At 69.0% G+C, this 18,211-nt stretch carries 19 protein-coding genes; 9 read left to right on the top strand and 10 right to left on the bottom strand.

What is annotated here, in order from left to right; translation table 11 throughout:
• The first annotated feature begins 217 nt into the window (after positions 1-217).
• Positions 218-1,816: an alkaline phosphatase D family protein gene (locus tag NS3_RS07435; RefSeq protein ID WP_067855743.1), complete on the top strand. Its 1,599-nt coding sequence runs from the start codon at positions 218-220 to the stop codon at positions 1,814-1,816.
• A gap of 14 nt (positions 1,817-1,830) precedes the next feature.
• On the opposite strand, the gene NS3_RS07430 is transcribed toward NS3_RS07435, so the two are convergent.
• From NS3_RS07430 to NS3_RS07405, 6 genes are all read right to left on the bottom strand, one after another.
• Positions 1,831-2,913 carry a saccharopine dehydrogenase family protein gene (locus NS3_RS07430; RefSeq protein ID WP_067855741.1) on the bottom strand — a complete coding sequence of 361 codons (1,083 nt, stop codon included), beginning with the start codon at positions 2,911-2,913 and terminating at the stop codon, positions 1,831-1,833.
• 135 nt (positions 2,914-3,048) lie between these two features.
• Positions 3,049-3,375, bottom strand: a complete 327-nt coding sequence (locus tag NS3_RS07425; RefSeq protein WP_067855737.1) for an SH3-like domain-containing protein — start codon at positions 3,373-3,375, stop codon at positions 3,049-3,051.
• Positions 3,372-4,091 (bottom strand): thiocyanate hydrolase subunit gamma, encoded by a 720-nt coding sequence (gene scnC, locus NS3_RS07420; RefSeq protein ID WP_067855734.1) that lies wholly within the window; start codon positions 4,089-4,091, stop codon positions 3,372-3,374. The genes NS3_RS07425 and scnC overlap by 4 nt, the downstream gene beginning before the upstream one ends.
• Positions 4,088-4,465 (bottom strand): SH3-like domain-containing protein, encoded by a 378-nt coding sequence (locus NS3_RS30315; RefSeq protein ID WP_067855731.1) that lies wholly within the window; start codon positions 4,463-4,465, stop codon positions 4,088-4,090. The genes scnC and NS3_RS30315 overlap by 4 nt, the downstream gene beginning before the upstream one ends.
• On the bottom strand, positions 4,462-4,860 hold the full coding sequence (locus NS3_RS30310; RefSeq protein WP_281205143.1) for an SH3-like domain-containing protein: 399 nt from the start codon (positions 4,858-4,860) through the stop codon (positions 4,462-4,464). Before NS3_RS30310 ends, NS3_RS30315 begins: the two co-directional genes overlap by 4 nt.
• A gap of 57 nt (positions 4,861-4,917) precedes the next feature.
• Positions 4,918-5,406 carry a DUF6764 family protein gene (locus tag NS3_RS07405; RefSeq protein ID WP_067855723.1) on the bottom strand — a complete coding sequence of 163 codons (489 nt, stop codon included), beginning with the start codon at positions 5,404-5,406 and terminating at the stop codon, positions 4,918-4,920.
• 348 nt (positions 5,407-5,754) lie between these two features.
• Here NS3_RS07405 and NS3_RS07400 point away from each other — a divergent pair, with 348 nt between their 5' ends.
• The 7 genes from NS3_RS07400 (at position 5,755) to NS3_RS07370 (ending at position 12,306) form a co-directional block, all read left to right on the top strand.
• A complete protein-coding gene (locus tag NS3_RS07400; RefSeq protein ID WP_067855720.1) occupies positions 5,755-6,429 on the top strand; it encodes an LppP/LprE family lipoprotein in 675 nt (224 codons plus the stop codon).
• Positions 6,430-6,532: 103 nt separating this feature from the next.
• Positions 6,533-6,787 carry a hypothetical protein gene (locus NS3_RS07395; RefSeq protein ID WP_067855717.1) on the top strand — a complete coding sequence of 85 codons (255 nt, stop codon included), beginning with the start codon at positions 6,533-6,535 and terminating at the stop codon, positions 6,785-6,787.
• 153 nt (positions 6,788-6,940) lie between these two features.
• Positions 6,941-7,582 (top strand): ABC transporter permease, encoded by a 642-nt coding sequence (locus NS3_RS07390; RefSeq protein WP_067855714.1) that lies wholly within the window; start codon positions 6,941-6,943, stop codon positions 7,580-7,582.
• Positions 7,582-8,844 (top strand): ATP-binding cassette domain-containing protein, encoded by a 1,263-nt coding sequence (locus NS3_RS07385; protein ID WP_067855711.1) that lies wholly within the window; start codon positions 7,582-7,584, stop codon positions 8,842-8,844. Before NS3_RS07390 ends, NS3_RS07385 begins: the two co-directional genes overlap by 1 nt.
• On the top strand, positions 8,841-9,638 hold the full coding sequence (locus NS3_RS07380; protein WP_084495141.1) for an ABC transporter permease: 798 nt from the start codon (positions 8,841-8,843) through the stop codon (positions 9,636-9,638). Before NS3_RS07385 ends, NS3_RS07380 begins: the two co-directional genes overlap by 4 nt.
• Positions 9,635-10,627 carry a glycine betaine ABC transporter substrate-binding protein gene (locus NS3_RS07375; protein WP_067855708.1) on the top strand — a complete coding sequence of 331 codons (993 nt, stop codon included), beginning with the start codon at positions 9,635-9,637 and terminating at the stop codon, positions 10,625-10,627. Before NS3_RS07380 ends, NS3_RS07375 begins: the two co-directional genes overlap by 4 nt.
• Positions 10,628-10,848: 221 nt before the next feature.
• A complete protein-coding gene (locus NS3_RS07370; RefSeq protein ID WP_067855705.1) occupies positions 10,849-12,306 on the top strand; it encodes an MDR family MFS transporter in 1,458 nt (485 codons plus the stop codon).
• A 132-nt stretch (positions 12,307-12,438) separates the two neighbouring features.
• On the opposite strand, the gene NS3_RS07365 is transcribed toward NS3_RS07370, so the two are convergent.
• Together NS3_RS07365 and NS3_RS07360 are read right to left on the bottom strand one after the other, a co-directional pair.
• Complete coding sequence (locus NS3_RS07365) at positions 12,439-12,852, bottom strand: SRPBCC family protein (protein WP_067855702.1); 414 nt, start codon at positions 12,850-12,852, stop codon at positions 12,439-12,441.
• 13 nt (positions 12,853-12,865) lie between these two features.
• Positions 12,866-13,222: a VOC family protein gene (locus NS3_RS07360; protein ID WP_157101226.1), complete on the bottom strand. Its 357-nt coding sequence runs from the start codon at positions 13,220-13,222 to the stop codon at positions 12,866-12,868.
• A 116-nt stretch (positions 13,223-13,338) separates the two neighbouring features.
• On the opposite strand from NS3_RS07360, the gene NS3_RS29950 reads away from it, so the two are divergent.
• On the top strand, positions 13,339-14,121 hold the full coding sequence (locus NS3_RS29950) for a helix-turn-helix transcriptional regulator (RefSeq protein WP_067855699.1): 783 nt from the start codon (positions 13,339-13,341) through the stop codon (positions 14,119-14,121).
• A gap of 79 nt (positions 14,122-14,200) precedes the next feature.
• Here NS3_RS29950 and NS3_RS07350 read toward each other — a convergent pair whose 3' ends face one another.
• Positions 14,201-17,086 (bottom strand): DUF5682 family protein, encoded by a 2,886-nt coding sequence (locus NS3_RS07350; protein ID WP_067855696.1) that lies wholly within the window; start codon positions 17,084-17,086, stop codon positions 14,201-14,203.
• Entirely contained in the window at positions 17,083-18,198 is a 1,116-nt protein-coding gene (locus NS3_RS07345; protein WP_067855693.1) for an ATP-binding protein, read from the bottom strand. The genes NS3_RS07350 and NS3_RS07345 overlap by 4 nt, the downstream gene beginning before the upstream one ends.
• Positions 18,199-18,211 lie beyond the last annotated feature (13 nt).

Below are 18,211 nucleotides of genomic sequence, written 5' to 3'. Positions count from 1 at the left end.
GGGAGCGCGCACACCCGCGTTGTGCGCTACTCGTGTGCGCCGTGCGCCTCGGTCGTAGTTTTCGAGCAACCACCGAGCGTCTGGTGTACGCCGATCACCTCGCGCTCTGAGTGGCTGTCCGCGGTCACGCCCGCACGGCCGACTGCTCGGTCTCGATCAGCGCACAGCCGGGAGCTGAACCCGGACGAGACGGCCGCGCATGCGTACCGTTTCCGGTATGGCGGAGTTGGTTCTCGGTCCGGTCCTGCGGCACGTCGACGCGACATCCGCGGCGGTGTGGGTGGAGACGGACGCGGCCTGCGAGGTGGAGGTACTGGGGTCCCGGACCCGCACGTTCCAGGTCGGCGAGCAGCATTTCGCCCTGGTGATCGTGCGTGGACTCGCCCCGGAGACCTCGACGCCCTACGCAGTCGCCCTCGACGGCGCGTCCGTGTGGCCGGAACCGGACGCGGCCTACCCGCCCTCGACGATCCGCACCCGCCCGGTCCGGACGCTGCTGTTCGGCTCCTGCCGGGCGGCGAAGGCGACGCCGGGCGCGCTCGCGGCGGATACGATCGGCCCCGACGCGCTCGACGCCTACGCGGTGCGGATGAAGAAGCTTCCCGAGCGCGAATGGGCCGACTGGCTGGTGCTGCTCGGCGACCAGGTCTATGCCGACGAACCGACCCCCTACATCCGGCAGTGGCTGGCCGACCGGCGCGGCGACGAGGAACCGGTCGGGGAGGTGGCGTCGTTCCGCGAATACGCCGAGCTCTACCACGAGTCGTGGTCGGACCCGGAGATCCGGTGGCTGATGTCCACCGTGCCCACTTCGATGATCTTCGACGATCACGACGTGCGCGACGACTGGAACACCTCTGATGTCTGGCGTGCGAAGATGGCGCGGAAACCCTGGTGGCGCAAGCGGATCCGCGCCGGGCTCGCGTCCTACTGGGTGTATCAGCATCTGGGCAATCCCGACCCGGAGGAGATGGCCCGCGACCCGCTGTACCGGGCGGTTCTCGAGGCCGACGGCGATGTGCAGACCATGCTGGAGGACTTCGCCGAGGACGCCGACGGGGAGATCGACGGGCGCAAGCCGGTCCGGTGGAGCTACCGCCGCGATTTCGGCCGGACCCGGCTGCTCATGATCGACACTCGCAACGGCCGCATCCTCGAGGGGCAGCGCCTGATGATCGGCGACGCGGAGTTCGCCTGGCTCGAGGAGAACGCCGCAGGCGACCTGGACCACCTGCTCATCGGCTCCTCGCTGCCGTGGCTGATGCCGCACCTGCTCAGCCACCTGCAGTCCCTGAACGAACGCGCGGCCGGTCAGCCGGGGTGGCGGGGCAAACTGGGCGAGAAGGTGCGCCAGGCCGCCGACCTCGAGCACTGGCCCTCCTTCCGCGCCTCCTTCGAGCGACTGGCCCAGCTGATCCGGCGGGTCGGCACGGGACCGGACGCGCCGGCCACGATCTGCGTGCTCTCCGGCGATGTGCACCACAGCTACGCCGCCCGCGCCGACTACCCGGGCGGCACCGATTCCGCCGTGCTGCAGTTGGTCTGCTCGCCGGTGCACAATGCCCCGCCGCGCGTCTTCCATCTCGCGTTCGCGCTGTCCTGGGCCGAGCCGCTCGCGGGCGCGCTGCGCAAACTCGCCGACCGCCGCGGCATCTCACCCGACCCGGTCCGCTGGGAGAAGGTCAGCGGCCCGCACTTCGGCAACTCCATCGCGACGCTGCGGCTCCGAGGTCGCAGCGCGCGGTTCGTTCTGGAGACGGCGCGTAGGGAACGGGGGCTGGTGCGGGTCGCCGATCTCGACCTCGGCTCGGTGTGATCGCCTGCGCCGGACTACCGGCGCAGGCCCGCCGCCTCGGCTGCCGCGGTGAGTGTGTCGAGCCCGAAGGCGTCGACCGGGCCGAGCGCACCGGTGCCGAGCAGGCCGCCGTCGAGTGCGGTCTGCGCGCCCCAGGCGAGGATGGCCGCGGTGAAATCGTAGGGATCACCGCCGGTGAGGGTCACCGAGGCCAGCACGCGGCCGGAGGCGTCGGACGCCTCGGCGACCGCCCAGGTTCGGGTGCGAGCGCGCGACTCCGGGCCGGGGCCGCCGGTCGAGCCCTTGACGACCCGGGCCAGAGCGTTGTCGACGAGTCGCTTCACCGGTCCCACCCGGGTGAGGACATCGGTGAGCAGCGTGGTGGCCTGCACGCCGCGGGCGGCTGCCGACGCGGGCACGCCGAGGTAGACGCCGGCCTCACGCAGGCGTGGATAGGAGCGCGTCAGCGTGAAGTGTTCCGACCCCGGCACGCTCACCCCGGTATGCGGACTGCCCGCGACGTCGAAGGTGTGCAACCGTGCGCCCGTCCGCTCGGCAACGACCCTGCCGCCGCGCAGGGCGAAGCCGGGTTCGAACAACATGCCCGCCATGGAGGCACGCGTGCCGCCGCTGGTGCCCGGTGCGGCGATGAAGTAGCCGATGTCCGCGCGCACGGCGTCGGGGGCCTCCCGCAGTGCCAGTGCGGCGGCCAGATTGCCGGGGACGTAATCGAATCCGAACGCCGTCAGCAGTCCGGAGCCTGCCGCGCGGGCCCGGTCGTCGTGGTCGAAGACGGTGCGGATGAACGGTCCTTCCCCGGTGGAGTCGAAGTAGTGCGCTCCCGCCGCGACGGCGGCCTCCAGCGCGGGGCCGCCGAAGCGGAGGAACGGCCCGACGGTCGTCACCAGCACATCGCCCCGGTCCAACAGGGCGCGCACCGAGGCGGGATCGGTCACGTCGGCCACGGCGGTCTCCGCGCCGCCGACGTCGGCGGCCAGTTTCGCCAGTGCGGTGGCATTGCGTCCGGCCAGCACCGGGGTCGCGCCCCGGGCGGTCAGCGCTTGCGCGGTGAGCCGGCCGGTATACCCGGTCGCCCCGAACAGCACGATCTTCGGCATGGTGCCCTCACCTACGTTTCTTCTCGTCGGTCGAACAGAGGCCGGAGTCACCGCCGCCCCTCCGACTCACCATAGGCAGCGATCGGGAGCCGTGCGTCGACCCGCCCTCCCACGGCCCACGCACCGCGGCCGGCGCTATGCGCGATGGAACCTGTCGCGCACCAACTCCATGCGGGCCCGTAATTCGTCCGCGCTGATCACGCCGCGCTCCAGCAATGCGTGGGCGGTGACGAGGGCCGAGCGGGCGCGCACCGGGAATTCGCGGTAGATGGTCTCACCGAGAGCGTCTTCGGCATGCCTGCGTTCGAGATTGTCCAGTGCGCCACGCCAGGACAGGCATTCGCAGGTGGCCTGCATGCTCGACTCCCACGGGTCGGGCGTGCGATCCAGTTCCGGCAGGGCGGATTCGCGGGTGGCGCCGGTGGGCAGGGTGCTCAGCAGGACGTCGTAGGGGCTGCTCACGAGCGGACCTCCTGTCGCGTCGCGACGTCGGCCTGGTCCGGCGGCCGGGTGGCGGTCCAGTCGACCTGGGGAAGCGCGACGCCGATCATGGTGTCGCGGGTCACGATCGCCGCGAGCTGATCCTCTGTCCAGCCCTCGGTGCCCGGGGGGCGCATCGGCATCACCATGAAGCGGGACTTCTGGTTCGAATCGTGCACCCGCACCTCGACCTCGGGCGGGAAGCGCAGGCCGAATTCGGCGAGTACCTCGCGCGGCCATCGGACCAGGCGCCTGCGGTAGTTCGGGGTGCGATACCAGTCGGGCGACATGCCGAGAACCGGGCGCGGGTAGCACGAACACAACGTGCAGACGATGACGTTGTGCACCTGCGGGGTGTTCTCGAGGACGTAGAAATAGGTGTAGTCGCTCGGTGTGCCGGAGCCGGTGGGGTCGCGCCAGTCGATGCCGATCTCCTTGCAGGTCTCGGTGCCGTCGGTGAGCAGGCGCGCCTTGAAGTCCGGGTCGAGCCACGCGCGGGCGACCAGCCGGGACCCGCCGTGCGGACCCACCGCCTGGGCCCACTCGGAGAAGCGCCGGTGGTCCTCGTGCGAGAACAGGCCCTTCTCGATGGCGAGTTCGCGGATCGCCGTCTCCAGCACCTCGAACTCGCTGATCTCCTGACCTGTCCGGATCGGGGCGTGCGCGTCGTGATCGTCGTGATCATGGGTGTGGCTCAACGGGATTCGTCCTCCTCGGCGGGGTCGGGATGCGGGGCGGGGTCCGGCTGCGGTGCGGGGTCGAGATCTCCGGCGGGTTCGAGCCAGCGCTCGGAGACCTCGGTCTCGAGAGTGTCGGCGGCGCAACCGGTGTAGGCCGGCCACAGCTCCGTCTGCCGGAACCTGACCACATAGAACGGTTCGACCCGGCCGTCGTCGCGGCCCCATGCCTCGTCTTCGGGGATGACCCATGCGGGTCGGTAGTCGACGACGACGCCGGTGCGGCCGCGGGTGTAGGCCTGGGTGCGCGTGTGGAACATACTGGTGGCCTGACGGACGGTGACCCGATCACCGAGGCGGTACCTGCGGTGCGTTTCCGGCGGGTCGGCCGTCATCGCGGGCCCGCCGATCGGGAGCGGACCTCGTCGATCTTCGCCGACAGTTCGTCCGGGGTGATCAACCCCTTGGCGACGAGGGTCTTCGCCGCGACGGTCGCCCATCGCGCGTAGTAGGGGAGGCCGAAATACAGCGTCGCGCCGAGGTCGTTCTCGGCGCGCCTGCGTTCCTCGGAGTTCCACACCCCACGCCAGCCGAGGCATTCACAGGTGACATAGGTGTTCATCTCCCAGGACTCTTCCTCCTTCTCCAGGTACTCGACCGGTATGTCCGGCTGTCCGCCGACGTCGTGCAGGACGTGACGCAGGGCGGCGAACAACTCGTCGGAGATCTCGTACGGGGAGTCCAACGGTTGCCGGACCGCCGGTGCGATGCCGGCGACGCGTTGCTGCAGTCGATCGAATCCGAGCGGTGCGCTCACAAGGGCTCCCACGGGAAGTCGGTCGGGAGGTCAGCCCATCGAGAGGCAACCCTGGAAGGTCTGGAAGTCTCCGGCGAAGCCCATGCCGCCGGTGCAGGTCGGGGTCGATGTGCCGGTGACCGTCACCGTCGCGCCGGGCCCTGCGATGCCGATCGACAGTCCGGGCCGGACTCCGCTGGTGGTCACCGTCGCGCCGGGGCCGAGGGCGAGGGCGGCGGGACCCGACCACGGGGTCGCGGTGGAGGTCGCCACGCCGCCGTTCTGGGCGATGGCCAGCGACAGGCTGGTCTGACTCGCCTGGGCCGAAGCGTCCCCGCCGAGCCCGTAGGCGGCCGCGGCGCCACCGGCGGCGCTGGTGGCCGAGCATTCGGCGTCCGATGCGGTGATGGTGACCGTGTTCGCGCCCGGCGCCGGGCAGGAGGTGGATTCGGCAGCGGCCTGCGGGGCGGTCAACAGGAACAGGGCCGCGAACGGCGTGGCTGCGATGAGTGCGGTGAGTGCGGTGGTTCCACGGGGCATGGCTACTCCTCAGCGCGATCCGGGCGCGAGGGCAGTCGATTCAGTCCCTCGTCGCCGGTCACGCGGTTGTCGGTGCTGTGCTTGTCGGACGTGGATCTCCATGGCGGCCGGGGAGTCGTGCTGATTCCCGGGGCGCACACGCTCCACGCTAGCCCGCATTCGATGCGTATTCGATACAGATTCGGTCACGGCTGCGCGACACGCGCGGCGCCGCTGCCAGGCGTTAACACCTGCAAAAACACCCCTGATACCTCCTTCGATGGGGGACAACAGAATTCGCCATCTCGATCTCGGTGGGGTTCGTCGGTGCAGGTCCGCGACGCCGGGACGATCGATGTAGGGGTGCACATGAACGTCAGAATTCCGGCCCTGGCAGCGTTGGCCGTGATCGCCGGTCTGCTCACCGGCTGCGACGGAGACGACGAGCCGATCACGCTGCCGAACAGCGTCGCGGCGCCGAGTGAAGTCCCCCGACCTGGTGGTGCGCACCCCTCCGGCGTCGAGTCGACGACCGAACCCGGCGCACCGGGGCAGACCACCCCGGCTCCGATGCCGGTCACCGGACCGGCCGGGACCCCACCGGCCACCGCACCGGGGACATCGGACGGCAGCGGCGACGGAATGTGCCTCGACCCCGATTCCGGCCTGGTCACTTCCGCGATCGCGAGTCTGGAGCCCACGGCGTCCGGCGAGGAGCCGTGGACCATCCGGGAGGTGAGTGAGGATCCGATCTCGCAGGGATGCGACGACCTGCTGTCCTATGTGGCGGTGGAAGGGTCGGGCATGCATCCGGCCGTACACATTCTGTTCTTCACCGAGGGCCGCTACCTGGGCACCGGCTCGGACCAGCCCTACGCCTACACGTCCGTCATCGACAACTCGCGTGAGACGGTATCGGTGGAATACCGCTGGCCGCGTGCGGAAGATCCGCTGTGCTGCCCGCAGGGCGGCCCGAATCTGGTCGTCTACTACCTCTCCGTGGACGGCGTGCTGACGGTCAACGGGGAGTTCCCGCCCAACTGACACCGGTGGCGTGTCCCGGCGTGCGACACAGCATGTTTGAGTGAGACTGGCGATGGTATGTCCTGTTCGGGTAGTTCCATGTGCGCAGTTTCAAGGAGGAAACGTGCAGCAGTCAGCGACCGGCGTCTTCCGAGTTCGATTCGCCCCATCGATCAGCGCCGATCCCGGTGGTCTCGCGGGCCCGGCGGCATCCGACGAGCCCGCCGAGTTCGCCAGGGAGTTGAAGGCGGCGGGTGCGATGGTCGTGCACGGCGCCTACCCGGACCCGGTCACCATCGGCGCGAGCCGAGACGCCGCCGACCGGATCGGAAATCTGTCCTTCGTCGAGGTCGTCGACCCACTGGTCGAGCCGGACTGATCCGGCCACCGCGATCGACCTGCCGAAGCGGCGTGCGGCGGCGCGCCACCGAATGATCGTTCGGAAGAATCGCCTACCATTCGGTGGCACATGTGTTGCGGTCGCCACCCGCGAAAGTGCCGGCCGATCATCGGCTGACGACGGGATCTCGGCGTGAATGTGTGGAGCTATATCCAGGGGCGAGAGGAAACGCTCGCGTTTCTCACCTACCAGCACGCTTCCCTGGCATTCCAGACCGTCCTGGTCGGCACGGTCGTCGCCGTGCTCGTCGCGGTCGCGGTCTATCGATTCCCGGTGGCCGCGGCGCTGTCGCTGACCTCGAGCCGGGTGGCGCTGACGATCCCCTCGCTGGCACTGCTGGCGCTGTTGCTGGTGCCGTTCGGCCTGGGCGTGGTGCCTTCGTTCCTCATGCTGGCCTTCTTCGCGGCGATGCCGGTGATCGGCAACGCCATCGTGGGACTGCGCTCGGTGCCCGACTCGGTGGTGGAATCGGCGCGGGGAATCGGGTTGTCGCGTCGGCGGATCCTGGTGACCGTCGAACTGCCGATCGCCTGGCCGGTGATCCTCACCGGCATCCGGGTGTCCACGCAGATGATCGTCGGCGTCGCCGCCGTCGTCGCCTACGTGCTCGGCCCCGGCCTCGGATCGCTGATCTTCAACGGCCTGTCCCGGCTCGGCGGCGCGAACGCCCTCGAAATGGCGCTGACCGGAACCATTCTCATCGTCGCCATCGCCTTGGCGTTCGACGCGCTGCTCGTCCTGCTCGGACGACTCACGATCGCGAAAGGACTGTGATGGCTTCCGCTGAGCCGGCGCAGCGGCGTCACGTCACCGGCGCCGGAATCGTTGTGGACTCGGTCGTCAAGCGCTACAAGGGGCAGCGGACCCCGGCGGTCGCCCGGCTCGATCTGGAGATCGAGGCGGGCGAGGTCGTCGCGTTCGTCGGCCCGTCCGGCTGCGGCAAGACGACGACCCTGAAGATGATCAACCGGCTGATCGAACCGACCGAGGGCCGGATTCTGATCGGCGGTCGCGACGTCACCGAGGAGGACCCCGACAAGCTGCGCCAGGGCATCGGCTACGTGATCCAGTCCGGCGGCCTCTTCCCGCACTGGTCGGTGGCCAAGAACATCGGCGCGATTCCGCGGGTGCTGGGCTGGGACCGTAAGCGGATCGCCGAACGCACCGACTATCTGCTCGACCTGGTGGGTCTGGACCCCGCGGAGTTCGCCGACCGGCTGCCCAAGGACATGTCCGGCGGCCAGCAGCAACGCGTGGGCGTGGCGCGCGCGCTGGCCGCCGACCCGCCGGTGTTGCTGATGGACGAGCCCTTCGGCGCGGTCGACCCGATCACCCGGGTCCGCTTGCAGGACAGCCTGATCGCGATCCAGCAGGAACTCGGTAAGACCATCGTGATCGTCACCCATGATTTCGAGGAGGCCACCAAACTCGGCGACAAGGTGCTCATCCTGTCCGAGGGCGGTCATGTCGAGCAGTACGCGGCCCCGGAACAGATCCTCACCGATCCGGCGACGCCGTTCGTGGAGGAATTCGTCGGCTCCGGCGCGAAACTGGCCTATCTGACGGTGTCACGGGTGCGCGATGTGGAGACCGAGGCGGTGACTCTCGCCCGTGTCGGCGAACCGACCGGAGACGTGCTGTCCCGGGCGGAGGCCGCGGGGCACACCTGGGTGGTCGTCGTCGACACACACGATCGTCCCCGCTCGTGGCCGTCGGTGGCGGAAGTGCGCAGCAAACCGGAGATCTCGGACTATCTGGATCGGCGCCTGCCGGTGGTGGCCCGCTCCTCGACTCTCAACGACGCGCTCGACGCCATGCTCGCCACCAGCCAGGGCGCGGTCCTGGTCACCGATGGTCGTGGCGCGGTGGTCGGCTCGCTGAGCATCGAGTCGGTGACCGAGGTGATCCGGAGCAAGCTCGCCGAAAGTCGCGGCGAGCAGCAGCACCAGTCGTACGAGACCTACGTGCCCGGCACGGATCCCGCGCCGACCCCCGTGGTGGCGGCCGACGAACCCGCGACGGCCGAGCCGTCATGAGCGCCACGATCACCGAGCCTCCCGTCCTCGCACCTCTGGGCACGAAATCGGCGGTCGCGCGCCGTATCTCCCGATTGCCGATCGACGTGTGGTTCGAGCCGCTGATCATTCTGGTGCTCGGTGTCGGCTATGCCCTGTGGTATCGGTCGGCGACGTTCACCGCGACCGAACAGGCCTCCCTCGGCTGGGCCAATCTGCAGACCACCATCGTCGAACACGTGAAGCTGACGCTGGTGGCCACCGTGATCGTGGTCGTCATCGCGATCCCGCTCGGCATCGTGCTGACCCGCCCCGCGCTGCGGCGGCTCGAGCCGGTGGCGGTCAACCTCGCCAATATCGGTCAAGCCGCGCCCGCGGTCGGCTTGCTGGTGCTGTTCACCTTCTGGCTCGGCACCGGATTCCGCACGGCGATCGTGGGTCTGGTCGTCTACGCGGTGCTGCCGATCCTGCAGAACACCATCGTCGGGCTGCGGCAGGTGGACCGGCGCACCATCGAAGCCTCGCGCGGGATCGGCTTCTCTGCCGTGCGCACGCTGGTGCAGGTCGAGTTGCCGCTGGCGGTGCCGGTGATTCTCAACGGTGTGCGCACCGCGCTGGTCATCCTCGTCGGCACCGCGACGCTGAGCACCTTCATCGGCGCCACCAGCCTCGGCACGCTGATCACCACCGGCGTCACGCTGTTCCTGCCGAAACTGCTGGTCTCCGGAGCCATCCTGGTCGGCCTGCTGGCCCTGATCATCGACTGGCTCGGCAGGATCGTCGAACTGGCCGCCACTCCGCGGGGCATCTCATGACGGGTGCCGGCGTGCGGACCCGGCTGGCCGAAGTGGTTTCCGCCCTGGCGATCGGCGCGGCGACGCTGGCCGGGTGCGGGCTGGTGAGTTCCTCGGGCACCTTCCACGACGCGAGCCTGCCTGGCGGACAACGCCCGCTCGACGGCGCGGACCTGGTGGTGACCTCCAAGAGCTTCACCGAGAGTGTGCTGCTGGGGAAGATCACCGCCACCTATCTGGCAGCCGCGGGCGCGAACATCACCGACCTCACCGGCGCGCCGGGGTCGGCCTCGTCGCGGCAGGCACAGCTCAACGGTGACGCCGACATTCTCTGGGAGTACACGGGAACGAGCTGGGTCACCTACCACGGCCGGACCGAGACGATCACCGATCCGGACGAACTGTGGCAGCGGGTGCGCGACATCGAGCGCAGCGAGCACGATCTGGTCTGGCTCGAACCCGCCGACTTCGACAACACCTATGCCTTCGCCGCCTCGGCGTCGACCGCCGCACGTCTGAATGTGACATCGCTGTCGCAGGTGGCCGCGCTGCCGGTGGCCGATCGAACCTTCTGCGTCGACGACGAATTCTTCAGCCGCGCCGACGGATTCCTGCCGATGCTCGACGTCTACGGCATTCCCTACAACGATCCCGCCGGCGTGCCCGCGGGCAATGTCACGCGCATGGACGCCGGCATCGTCTATACGGCGACCGCCGACAGCGAGCCGTGCAATTTCGGCATGGTCTACACCACGGACGGGCGGATCAAGAACCTGGACCTGACCGTCCTCGAGGACGACAAAGCCTATTTCCTGCCCTACAGCGGCACCACCGTCGTGCGCGGCGAGATCATCGACAGGTATCCGCGATTGCCCGCGCTGATGGCCCCCGTTTCCGAGCGCCTGACCGACGACCTGTTGCGGGAACTCAACGGGCGCGTCGACATCGACGGCGAAGACCCCTCCGACGTCGCCTACGACTGGCTGAAAAGCGAGAATCTGATCGAATGAGGATCGGCTCGATGGCCTGGGTACGCACCTGCGATCGGGGGCGCCGGCTTCCGGCGGACGAAAAATCAGGTGCTTTCTGTCGGTGGGTCCGGAGATACTGACACGCCCGATGACTTCGAGCCCTGAATCCCGTCTGATCCGGTAGGCCGGATCATCCGACGGTGTCGTGCTCGATCGGGCTGCCCATGTCGTTGACCTGTCGTGCCCCCGGAGGTATCCGAATGATCGCCGAACCAGCTGCTCCGCAGTCGAGAACGCGGACGCCGTTGGTCGTCCGGGTACTGGTACTGGCGACGTTCGTGGTGATTCTCAACGAGACCATCATGATGAACGCCATCCCGCGTCTCATGACGGACCTGGATGTCACCGAGCGCGCGGCCCAGTGGGTGTCGACCGCCTTCATGTTGACGATGGCGGCCGTCATCCCCACCACCGGCTGGTTCCTGCACCGGGTGTCGACCCGCACGGCCTACGCGGTCGCCATGGGCGTCTTCCTCACCGGCACCGCGCTGTCGGCGGCCGCGCCGACCTTCGCCGTGCTGCTGATCGGCCGCATCATCCAGGCCTTCGGGACCGCGGTGATGATGCCGTTGCTCATGACCACCTTGATGACGGTGGTGGCCGAGCGTGATCGCGGCCGGGTGATGGGCCAGGTCACGCTGGCGATCTCGGTCGCGCCCGCGATGGGACCGGTGGTGTCGGGCCTGGTGCTGCAGGTCGCCTCGTGGCGCTGGCTGTTCGTGCTGGTGCTGCCGATCGCCGGCGTGGTCACCTGGCTGGGATTGCGCCGCCTGGAGAACGTGGGCGAACCGGAGAAGAGCGAGCTGGACTGGATCGGCGTGGTGCTCTCCGGTCTGGGCTTCGGCGGCCTGGTATTCGGGCTCAGCCATTTCGAGAGCGGCAACTACGCCGAGCCCGCGCTGATCGCGGCGGCGGGCGCGGCCCTGGTCGCGGCCTTCGTCTTCCGCCAGATCCGCAGGCAGCGCACCGGATCTCCGCTGCTGGACCTGCGCGTGCTGCTGCACCGCAACTACACCATCGCCCTGGGCCTGATGGCGGTCGCGTTCCTGGCGATGATGGGTTCGATGATTCTGCTGCCGCTGTACCTGCAGAACCTGCGGGAGCTGAGCCCGCTGGCCACCGGCCTGTTGGTCATGCCAGGCGGTTTGGCGATGGGCCTGCTCGGTCCGGTCGTCGGCAGGCTGTTCGACCGGTTCGGCGGCCGGGTGCTGGTGATTCCCGGGGCAATCGGCATCGCCGCCGCGCTGGCCGGGTTCACCCAGATCTCCATGACCATGCCGTACTGGCAGCTACTCGCCCTGCACATCCTGCTGATGGTGGCCCTGGCCGCCACCTTCACCCCGGTCTTCACCCTGGGGCTCGGCGCCCTGCCACAGCCGCTGTACTCCCACGGCAGCTCGCTACTGGGCACCCTGCAGCAGGTGGCGGCCGCGTTCGGCACCGCTCTGGTGGTGACGGTGATGTCGGCCCGCAGCACGGGGCTGGTCGCCGACGGGGTGGCAGCGGAGACCGCTCAGCTCGGCGGTATGCGGCTCGCGTTCGCCGTCGTCGCCGTGCTGTCGGTGGGCGTCATCGCCATGGCTGCGCTGCTGCCCGCCCGCTCCGAGACCGAGGACGAGTCCGGCGAACTGGACGAACCGGTACTCGCGATGCACTGAACGCGGCGGTTCCGTGCGCCGACGGCATCCGCGTCGGCACACGGAACCACTTCGCGGGTGCGACCCCGAATCCGAGGTCGCTGACCCGGCCCCACCGGATCGTCGCAGGTCGGCGCTGAGCCGCGGCAGGCATCATCGGAGCTCTTTCGCCGTTGCCAGCGCCCGGCACATGACCATCGATCCCTGTTCGACGAAGTCGGCGATCGGTGCGGCCAGCGCCTCGGGAAGGACGTCGGTGTGCCAGACGAACCGAGTCCTACCACCCTCTTCGGGCAGCGCCTGCATCGTGGCGTGGTGGTGAGAGGGATGCAGGCTTCCGCCGACCACGGTGTAGGCGACGCTCCTGCGCACCGGATCGAGATCGACGAGCCGTTCGGCGACGACGGTGCCGTCGGCGAAGGTGACGATCCGCGTGTCCGCGTTCAGCAGTGTCTCGGTCACGAAACCCGGGGCGAGGCGTTCGTGCACAGCGCCGAAGTCGCGCAGCACGTCCCAGACCTCGTCGGGTGTGGCCTCGACGACGAATTCCTTGTGGATGGATGCCATCGTGTCCTCCCGATCAGGCTTCGGCGATGCAGAACAGGTGTCCTTCGGGGTCGGCGAGGACCGTCCACCGGTCCTCGCCCGGCTGGAACCCGGGTTTGGTCGCACCGAGCGCGAGCAGTCGTTCGGTCGCGGTCTCCACATCGGCGACCGTGAAGTCGAGGTGCGCGTGCTTGCCCGAATCCGGCCAGCTGGGCCCCTGGTAGCCCTCGACTCGCTGGAAGGCGAGCTGGATCGGGCCTTCGCCCAGGTAGGCGGAGTCGTCGTCGCTGTGGGTGATCTTCCAGCCGGTGACGTTCTCGTAGAACTGCGCCAGTTCCTTCGGGGAGGAGCAGTCGAGTGTGATCGCGGCGAGTTCGGCGTGGATGGTCATGTCGGTGTCTCCCTTGCGTGTTTGCTAGCCCACTCAGCATTCATCCCCGTGCACCGCGCGGTCTTGAAGATTTTTGCGGGGCGTTTTCGGTCGTACCCTCGGCGTATGGTCGGCGCATGTTGTCGGCCACGACCCTCGTCACCCGCCCCGATTTCACCGTGACCACGGTGGATTGCCGTGCCGAGCACACCCGCTGGTCGGAGACCGAGGCGCACGGTGACTACCGCATCGTGCTCGTGCGGCGCGGCAGATTCCGGCGGCAGGCCGACGGGGTCGACGCCGACTTGGACCCCACGGTCGGCTACCTCGCGGTACCGGGTGAAGAAGAAAGATTCGCCCATCCCGCCGGCGGCGACGCGTGCACTTCGGTGACCGTGGCGCCCGAGCTCTGGGAAGGACCGGGTGCTGCCAGGGCGGTGTACATCGACGCCGCCATGGAGCTGACACACCGGCGCCTGCTCGATGCCGCCACAGGAGGCGATATCGACTACGCCATGACCGAGCAGTTGCTCCGACTCGTCGTGTTCGCCACCGGACAACCCGACCCACGTCCGCGGCCCGACGACCAGGCCTTGATCACAGCAGCCCGCGAGGCGATCATCGACGATGCGCCCCAGGCGGCAGGGCTGCGCTCACTGGCCGCACTGCTGGAAGTCTCGCCGTACCGGCTGAGCCGGTTGTTCTCCCAGCACATGGGTCTGTCGCTGACCCGCTATCGCAATCGAGTGCGCGTCGGCCGAGCCATCGCCCGGCTCGACGACGGTGAACTCGGCCTGGCCGAGCTGGCCGTGCATCTCGGCTTCGCCGACCAAGCCCACCTGACACGCACCATCCGCGAGCACCTCGGCCACACCCCGGCCGTGCTACGCCGGCTGCTCACCGCCGAGGACCGGAATTGATCGAGCTGCTGTAAAGCCGGGGACTGAAAGGTGGCGTGCTCGCGCCGGTCTTCTGGAGCGCGCCACTCCCAGTTCTGGCTCAACCGGTGACAGACAGCAGAGCGGCGAGGGCAGTCGCCGTCTGCGGGTGCGCCGCGACCAGCGCGGTGGCGGCGGCATGCGGCGCTGCCTCGAGGTCTCGCCACTCGCCCTCGTGGCCGAGCAATCTCGCGTAAGCGTCGCAGGTCGCGGGGTGGGCGCGCAGGAGCTCGGCGGCCGGTCCGCGGGTGGCCGGGCCGGAATCTGCGGCCTGTTTCGGGGGGCGTGACCACGGTGGGACGAAGGATTCGATGCTCGTCCGGTCACCGGGGAAGGTCCGGGCCGCTTCTCGGGTCAGGGCGGGGATGAGTTCACCGGCCTGACCGCGCAGGGTGGTGATCAGACTCGGCAGCCACGGCAACAGGATCGCGTCGGGGAGGCGGCCGAACGCTTTCGACAGCAGTTCGACGACGAACGACTTGATCGACGGCACCGGGTCCATCGCCTGGATGAAGCCGCTCAGGTACTGCGGGAATGCCGGGACCACAAGGGGATTGGCGAGCATGTCGTCGCAGCGTGCGCGCAGGTCGGCGAGGGTGAGCATGCCGAGCTGCGTGCGGGTCGCCCACAGCAGTGCCACCTTGGCCGGGGCTTCGGGGTGGGATTGCTTGACGGCCAGTTCGAGCTGGCTGTGGTCGCAACCGAGGGACAGCGCCAGGTTCTCCATGCCGAACAGGAAGCCGAGCATGGCCGCCACCGGGCGCACGCCGGTGGCGTCGTCGGTGAAGGCGGTGGGTAGCAGGGTGCAGTAGTGCGCGTAGCCGGCGGTCACGAAGCGGCCGCACCAGGCGGGCAGGCCGGTGTCGGTGGAGCGGTAGTAGTCGATCAGGGCTCTGATGCGGCGCAGCACGTCGGGGGCGCCGTCGACCGTCCGTTCGGCGGTGAGCAGGACGACGGCGCGGGCGCCGAGTTCGTCGGCCAATCGGGCCGAGTTCAGGTAGACGAGTGCGTCTTCGACCGCGGCCAGCGCCCGCGCCGCGGTGGCTTCGGGGCCGTTGACCTCCATGCGCAGCCGTTGTTCGAGGACCTGCTCGATGGTGACGCCCTCGTAGCCGAGCTCCACCAGATCGCGCTGGTACTTGCCGATCGCGACGTCCCAGCTCTCCTGGATGGAGCGTTCGCCCAGGCCGCGCGAGCCCATGATCGGGCGCACCGCATGGCCGGGGAGCAGTCGGCGCAGCATCCACAGCAGGTCCGAGCCGGGCCGCAGATCGGGATCGGCGTCGAGATCGAGCAGAGTGCGCTGGACCCGGGTGTTGCTCGGGTCGATGCCGAGGGCGGCCAGGCGGTCGTAGACGTTCTGGGCGAGCGGTGGCAGCGCGGCGTAACCGACGCGGCCGATGCGGTCGCCGCCGAGCAGGATTTCGCACAGCCGCCGCACGTCGCGACGGCCGGGCACGCGGTCCTTCTCGATGCAGGTGATCGCCGCGTCCTGGAAGTCGTACGGGGTGGGGCGGGCACGATTGCGCATGCCCGCCAACAGGATCGAGGTCTCGTAGATGGCGATCGCGTCGGCGGTGCTGGCGAGGTAGCCGTTGCGACGGGCCAGACGGACGATGTCGACCGACCAGCCGAGCAGTTCGGCCTCGTCGACCGTGTCCAGCTTCGGCGGCGTCGACAGGAACCCCGACAGCTGATCGGCGACGGCCGGTTCCACGCTCGCGGCGGGCACGGCCTTCTTCGCGGTCGCCATAGCGGGTTTCGCGCCGGACTCGGCCGCCGTCGACTTGGTCACGAGGGCGAAGGGCTGGAGTTTGCCGCGCTTCAGCCCCTTCGACCAGGTCGCGGCTGCGATGGAGACCGATCCGGCGGCCAGCCCGAACTGGGCTTCGATCGCCGAATGGCTGGACGGGATCAGGCCGTACTGCCATGTGGTCCCGGTGCGCGGACTGATCTCGAACGATGCCTGCGAGGCCAGGCCGAACTGCTCGACTCGGCTGGCCGCGTGGAAGGCGCCGCACACGTAGAGGCAGTGTGCGGGATCGGCGCCGGTCGCGCTCAGGTGTTCGCGCATGCGCGTCCACATGTAGCGCTCGCGGTCCTCGTCACGATCGGTGTCGGTGGTGCGCAGACGGCGGAACAGGCTGCCGATGAGCACCATGACCTGGCGGTAGGTGTCGTAGTCGGCGTTCGACAGCGGCTGCTCGACATACTGGTCCCACCATTCCGACCAGTGCCGCACCTTGCCGTGGTGCAGCAGGTGCTGCTCGAGCTCGGCGAAGTGCGGTCGCAGATCACCGATCTCGATGCCGACGGCGTCGCCGTGCAGCTTGGCTTCCTCGACGGGCGGCTCGGTCGATTCGGGTTCCTCGGACGAGGACCGCGGTTGCTCCTTCGCCGGTTCGTCCGCTCGGGGTGACCACTGGAAGACGTGGTCGGTGGAGCGGTCGACAAGCACCAATTCCACGCCCGGCGTGGTCAGCGCATACGAGATGGCCTGGTACTCGGCCGAGGCCTCGGTGATCGGCGCGACCACCGACAGCGGCGCCCAGGCGGCGGGGAAGCCGTCGACTTCGCCCGCCCACGCCTGCACCGCTACCGGGAGGGTGCAGTTGCGCAGTTCCTCGAGCATCGGGCGCATGTCCTCGCACAGCTCCAGGTAGATCACCTTCGGCTGCTTCTCGCGCAGACGGCGCACCATCGCCAGGCCGGAGGCGGGGGAGTGGTGGCAGACCGGGAAGATCTCCAGTTCCTCCCGCAGCGCTCGGTCGACGTCGTCGACCATGCCGGTGAGAATCTCCGCGAGCGCTCCCGGTCCCGCGAACCGTTCGGCCGCGGCGCCGAGTTGTTCTCGTAGAGCAGCGAATCCGCGCGCCGTCGCCGGGGCGTGCGAGGAGGAGCCGGGGCGCGAGGCGGCGACGTCGGGCGTCGCGGCGGCCCGGCTCACGAGAGCCTCGCGATGGCGTCGCGCCCGCCCTCCAGGAAGGGCTCCCAGTCGCCGCCGAGGTCCTTGCTGCGCGGCTCGACGACGCCGTGCCAGAACTTGTTCAGAATGGCCAGATCCTCGGGCGTGCGACGGGCCAGCGAACCCACCAGTGAGCCGGCCAGGATCTCGGGGCGCAGGGTGGCGTCGCCGAAGAACTGGCTGTGCAGGATGGCGTCTTCGAGCACGCCGATCTGTTCGGCGGTCGACAGCGCCGACTCCAGCTTCTCGTCGTCGCTGCCGGCAGCCGCCGCGGCGGCGCGCAGGTCGGCGAAGCTGTCGAGCAGGATGTCGAGCAGCGTGGGCGGCAGCTCGAGCTCGATCTGATGGCGGCGCAGCAACTCGGCGGTGCGGAAGCGCACGATCTCGGCTTCGCTGCGCTTGTTGGTGACCACCGGGATACGAACGAAGTTGAAGCGGCGTTTCAGAGCCGAGGACAGGTCGTTGACGCCGCGGTCGCGGCTGTTGGCGGTGGCGATGATGGAGAAGCCTGGCTTGGCGAACACCACATTGTCGTCATCGAGTTCGGGGATGGAGACGTACTTTTCGGACAGGATCGAGATCAGCGCGTCCTGCACGTCGCTGGTCGAGCGGGTCAGCTCCTCGAAGCGGCCGATCACACCCTGCTCCATCGCGGTCATGATGGGCGAGGGAATCATCGACTCGCGGGACTGGCCTTTGGCGATGACCATCGAGATGTTCCACGAGTACTTGATGTGGTCCTCGGTGGTACCCGCGGTGCCCTGGACCACCAGGGTGGAGTTGCGGCTGATGGCGGCGGAGAGCAGTTCGGCCAGCCAGCTCTTGCCGGTGCCGGGGTCGCCGATCAGCAGCAGGCCACGGTCGGAGGCCAGGGTGACGATGCTGCGTTCGACGAAACTGCGGTCGCCGAACCACTTCTGATCGACCTGCCGGTCGAGTCCGTCGGCGCGCTCGGAGCCGAGGATGAACAGCCGCACCATCTTCGGGCTCAGTCGCCAGGCGAACGGCTTGGGACCGTCGTCGATGGACTCCAGCCAGTCCAGCTCCTCGGCGTACTTGATCTCGGCGGGGGCGCGCAGGGCGGTGTCGGTCATGGTGAAGAGGTCT

It is taken from the genome of Nocardia shimofusensis NBRC 100134 (genome assembly GCF_001613125.1).
Taxonomy (GTDB): domain Bacteria; phylum Actinomycetota; class Actinomycetes; order Mycobacteriales; family Mycobacteriaceae; genus Nocardia; species Nocardia shimofusensis.
This window is presented reverse-complemented; position numbering and strand designations above follow the sequence as displayed.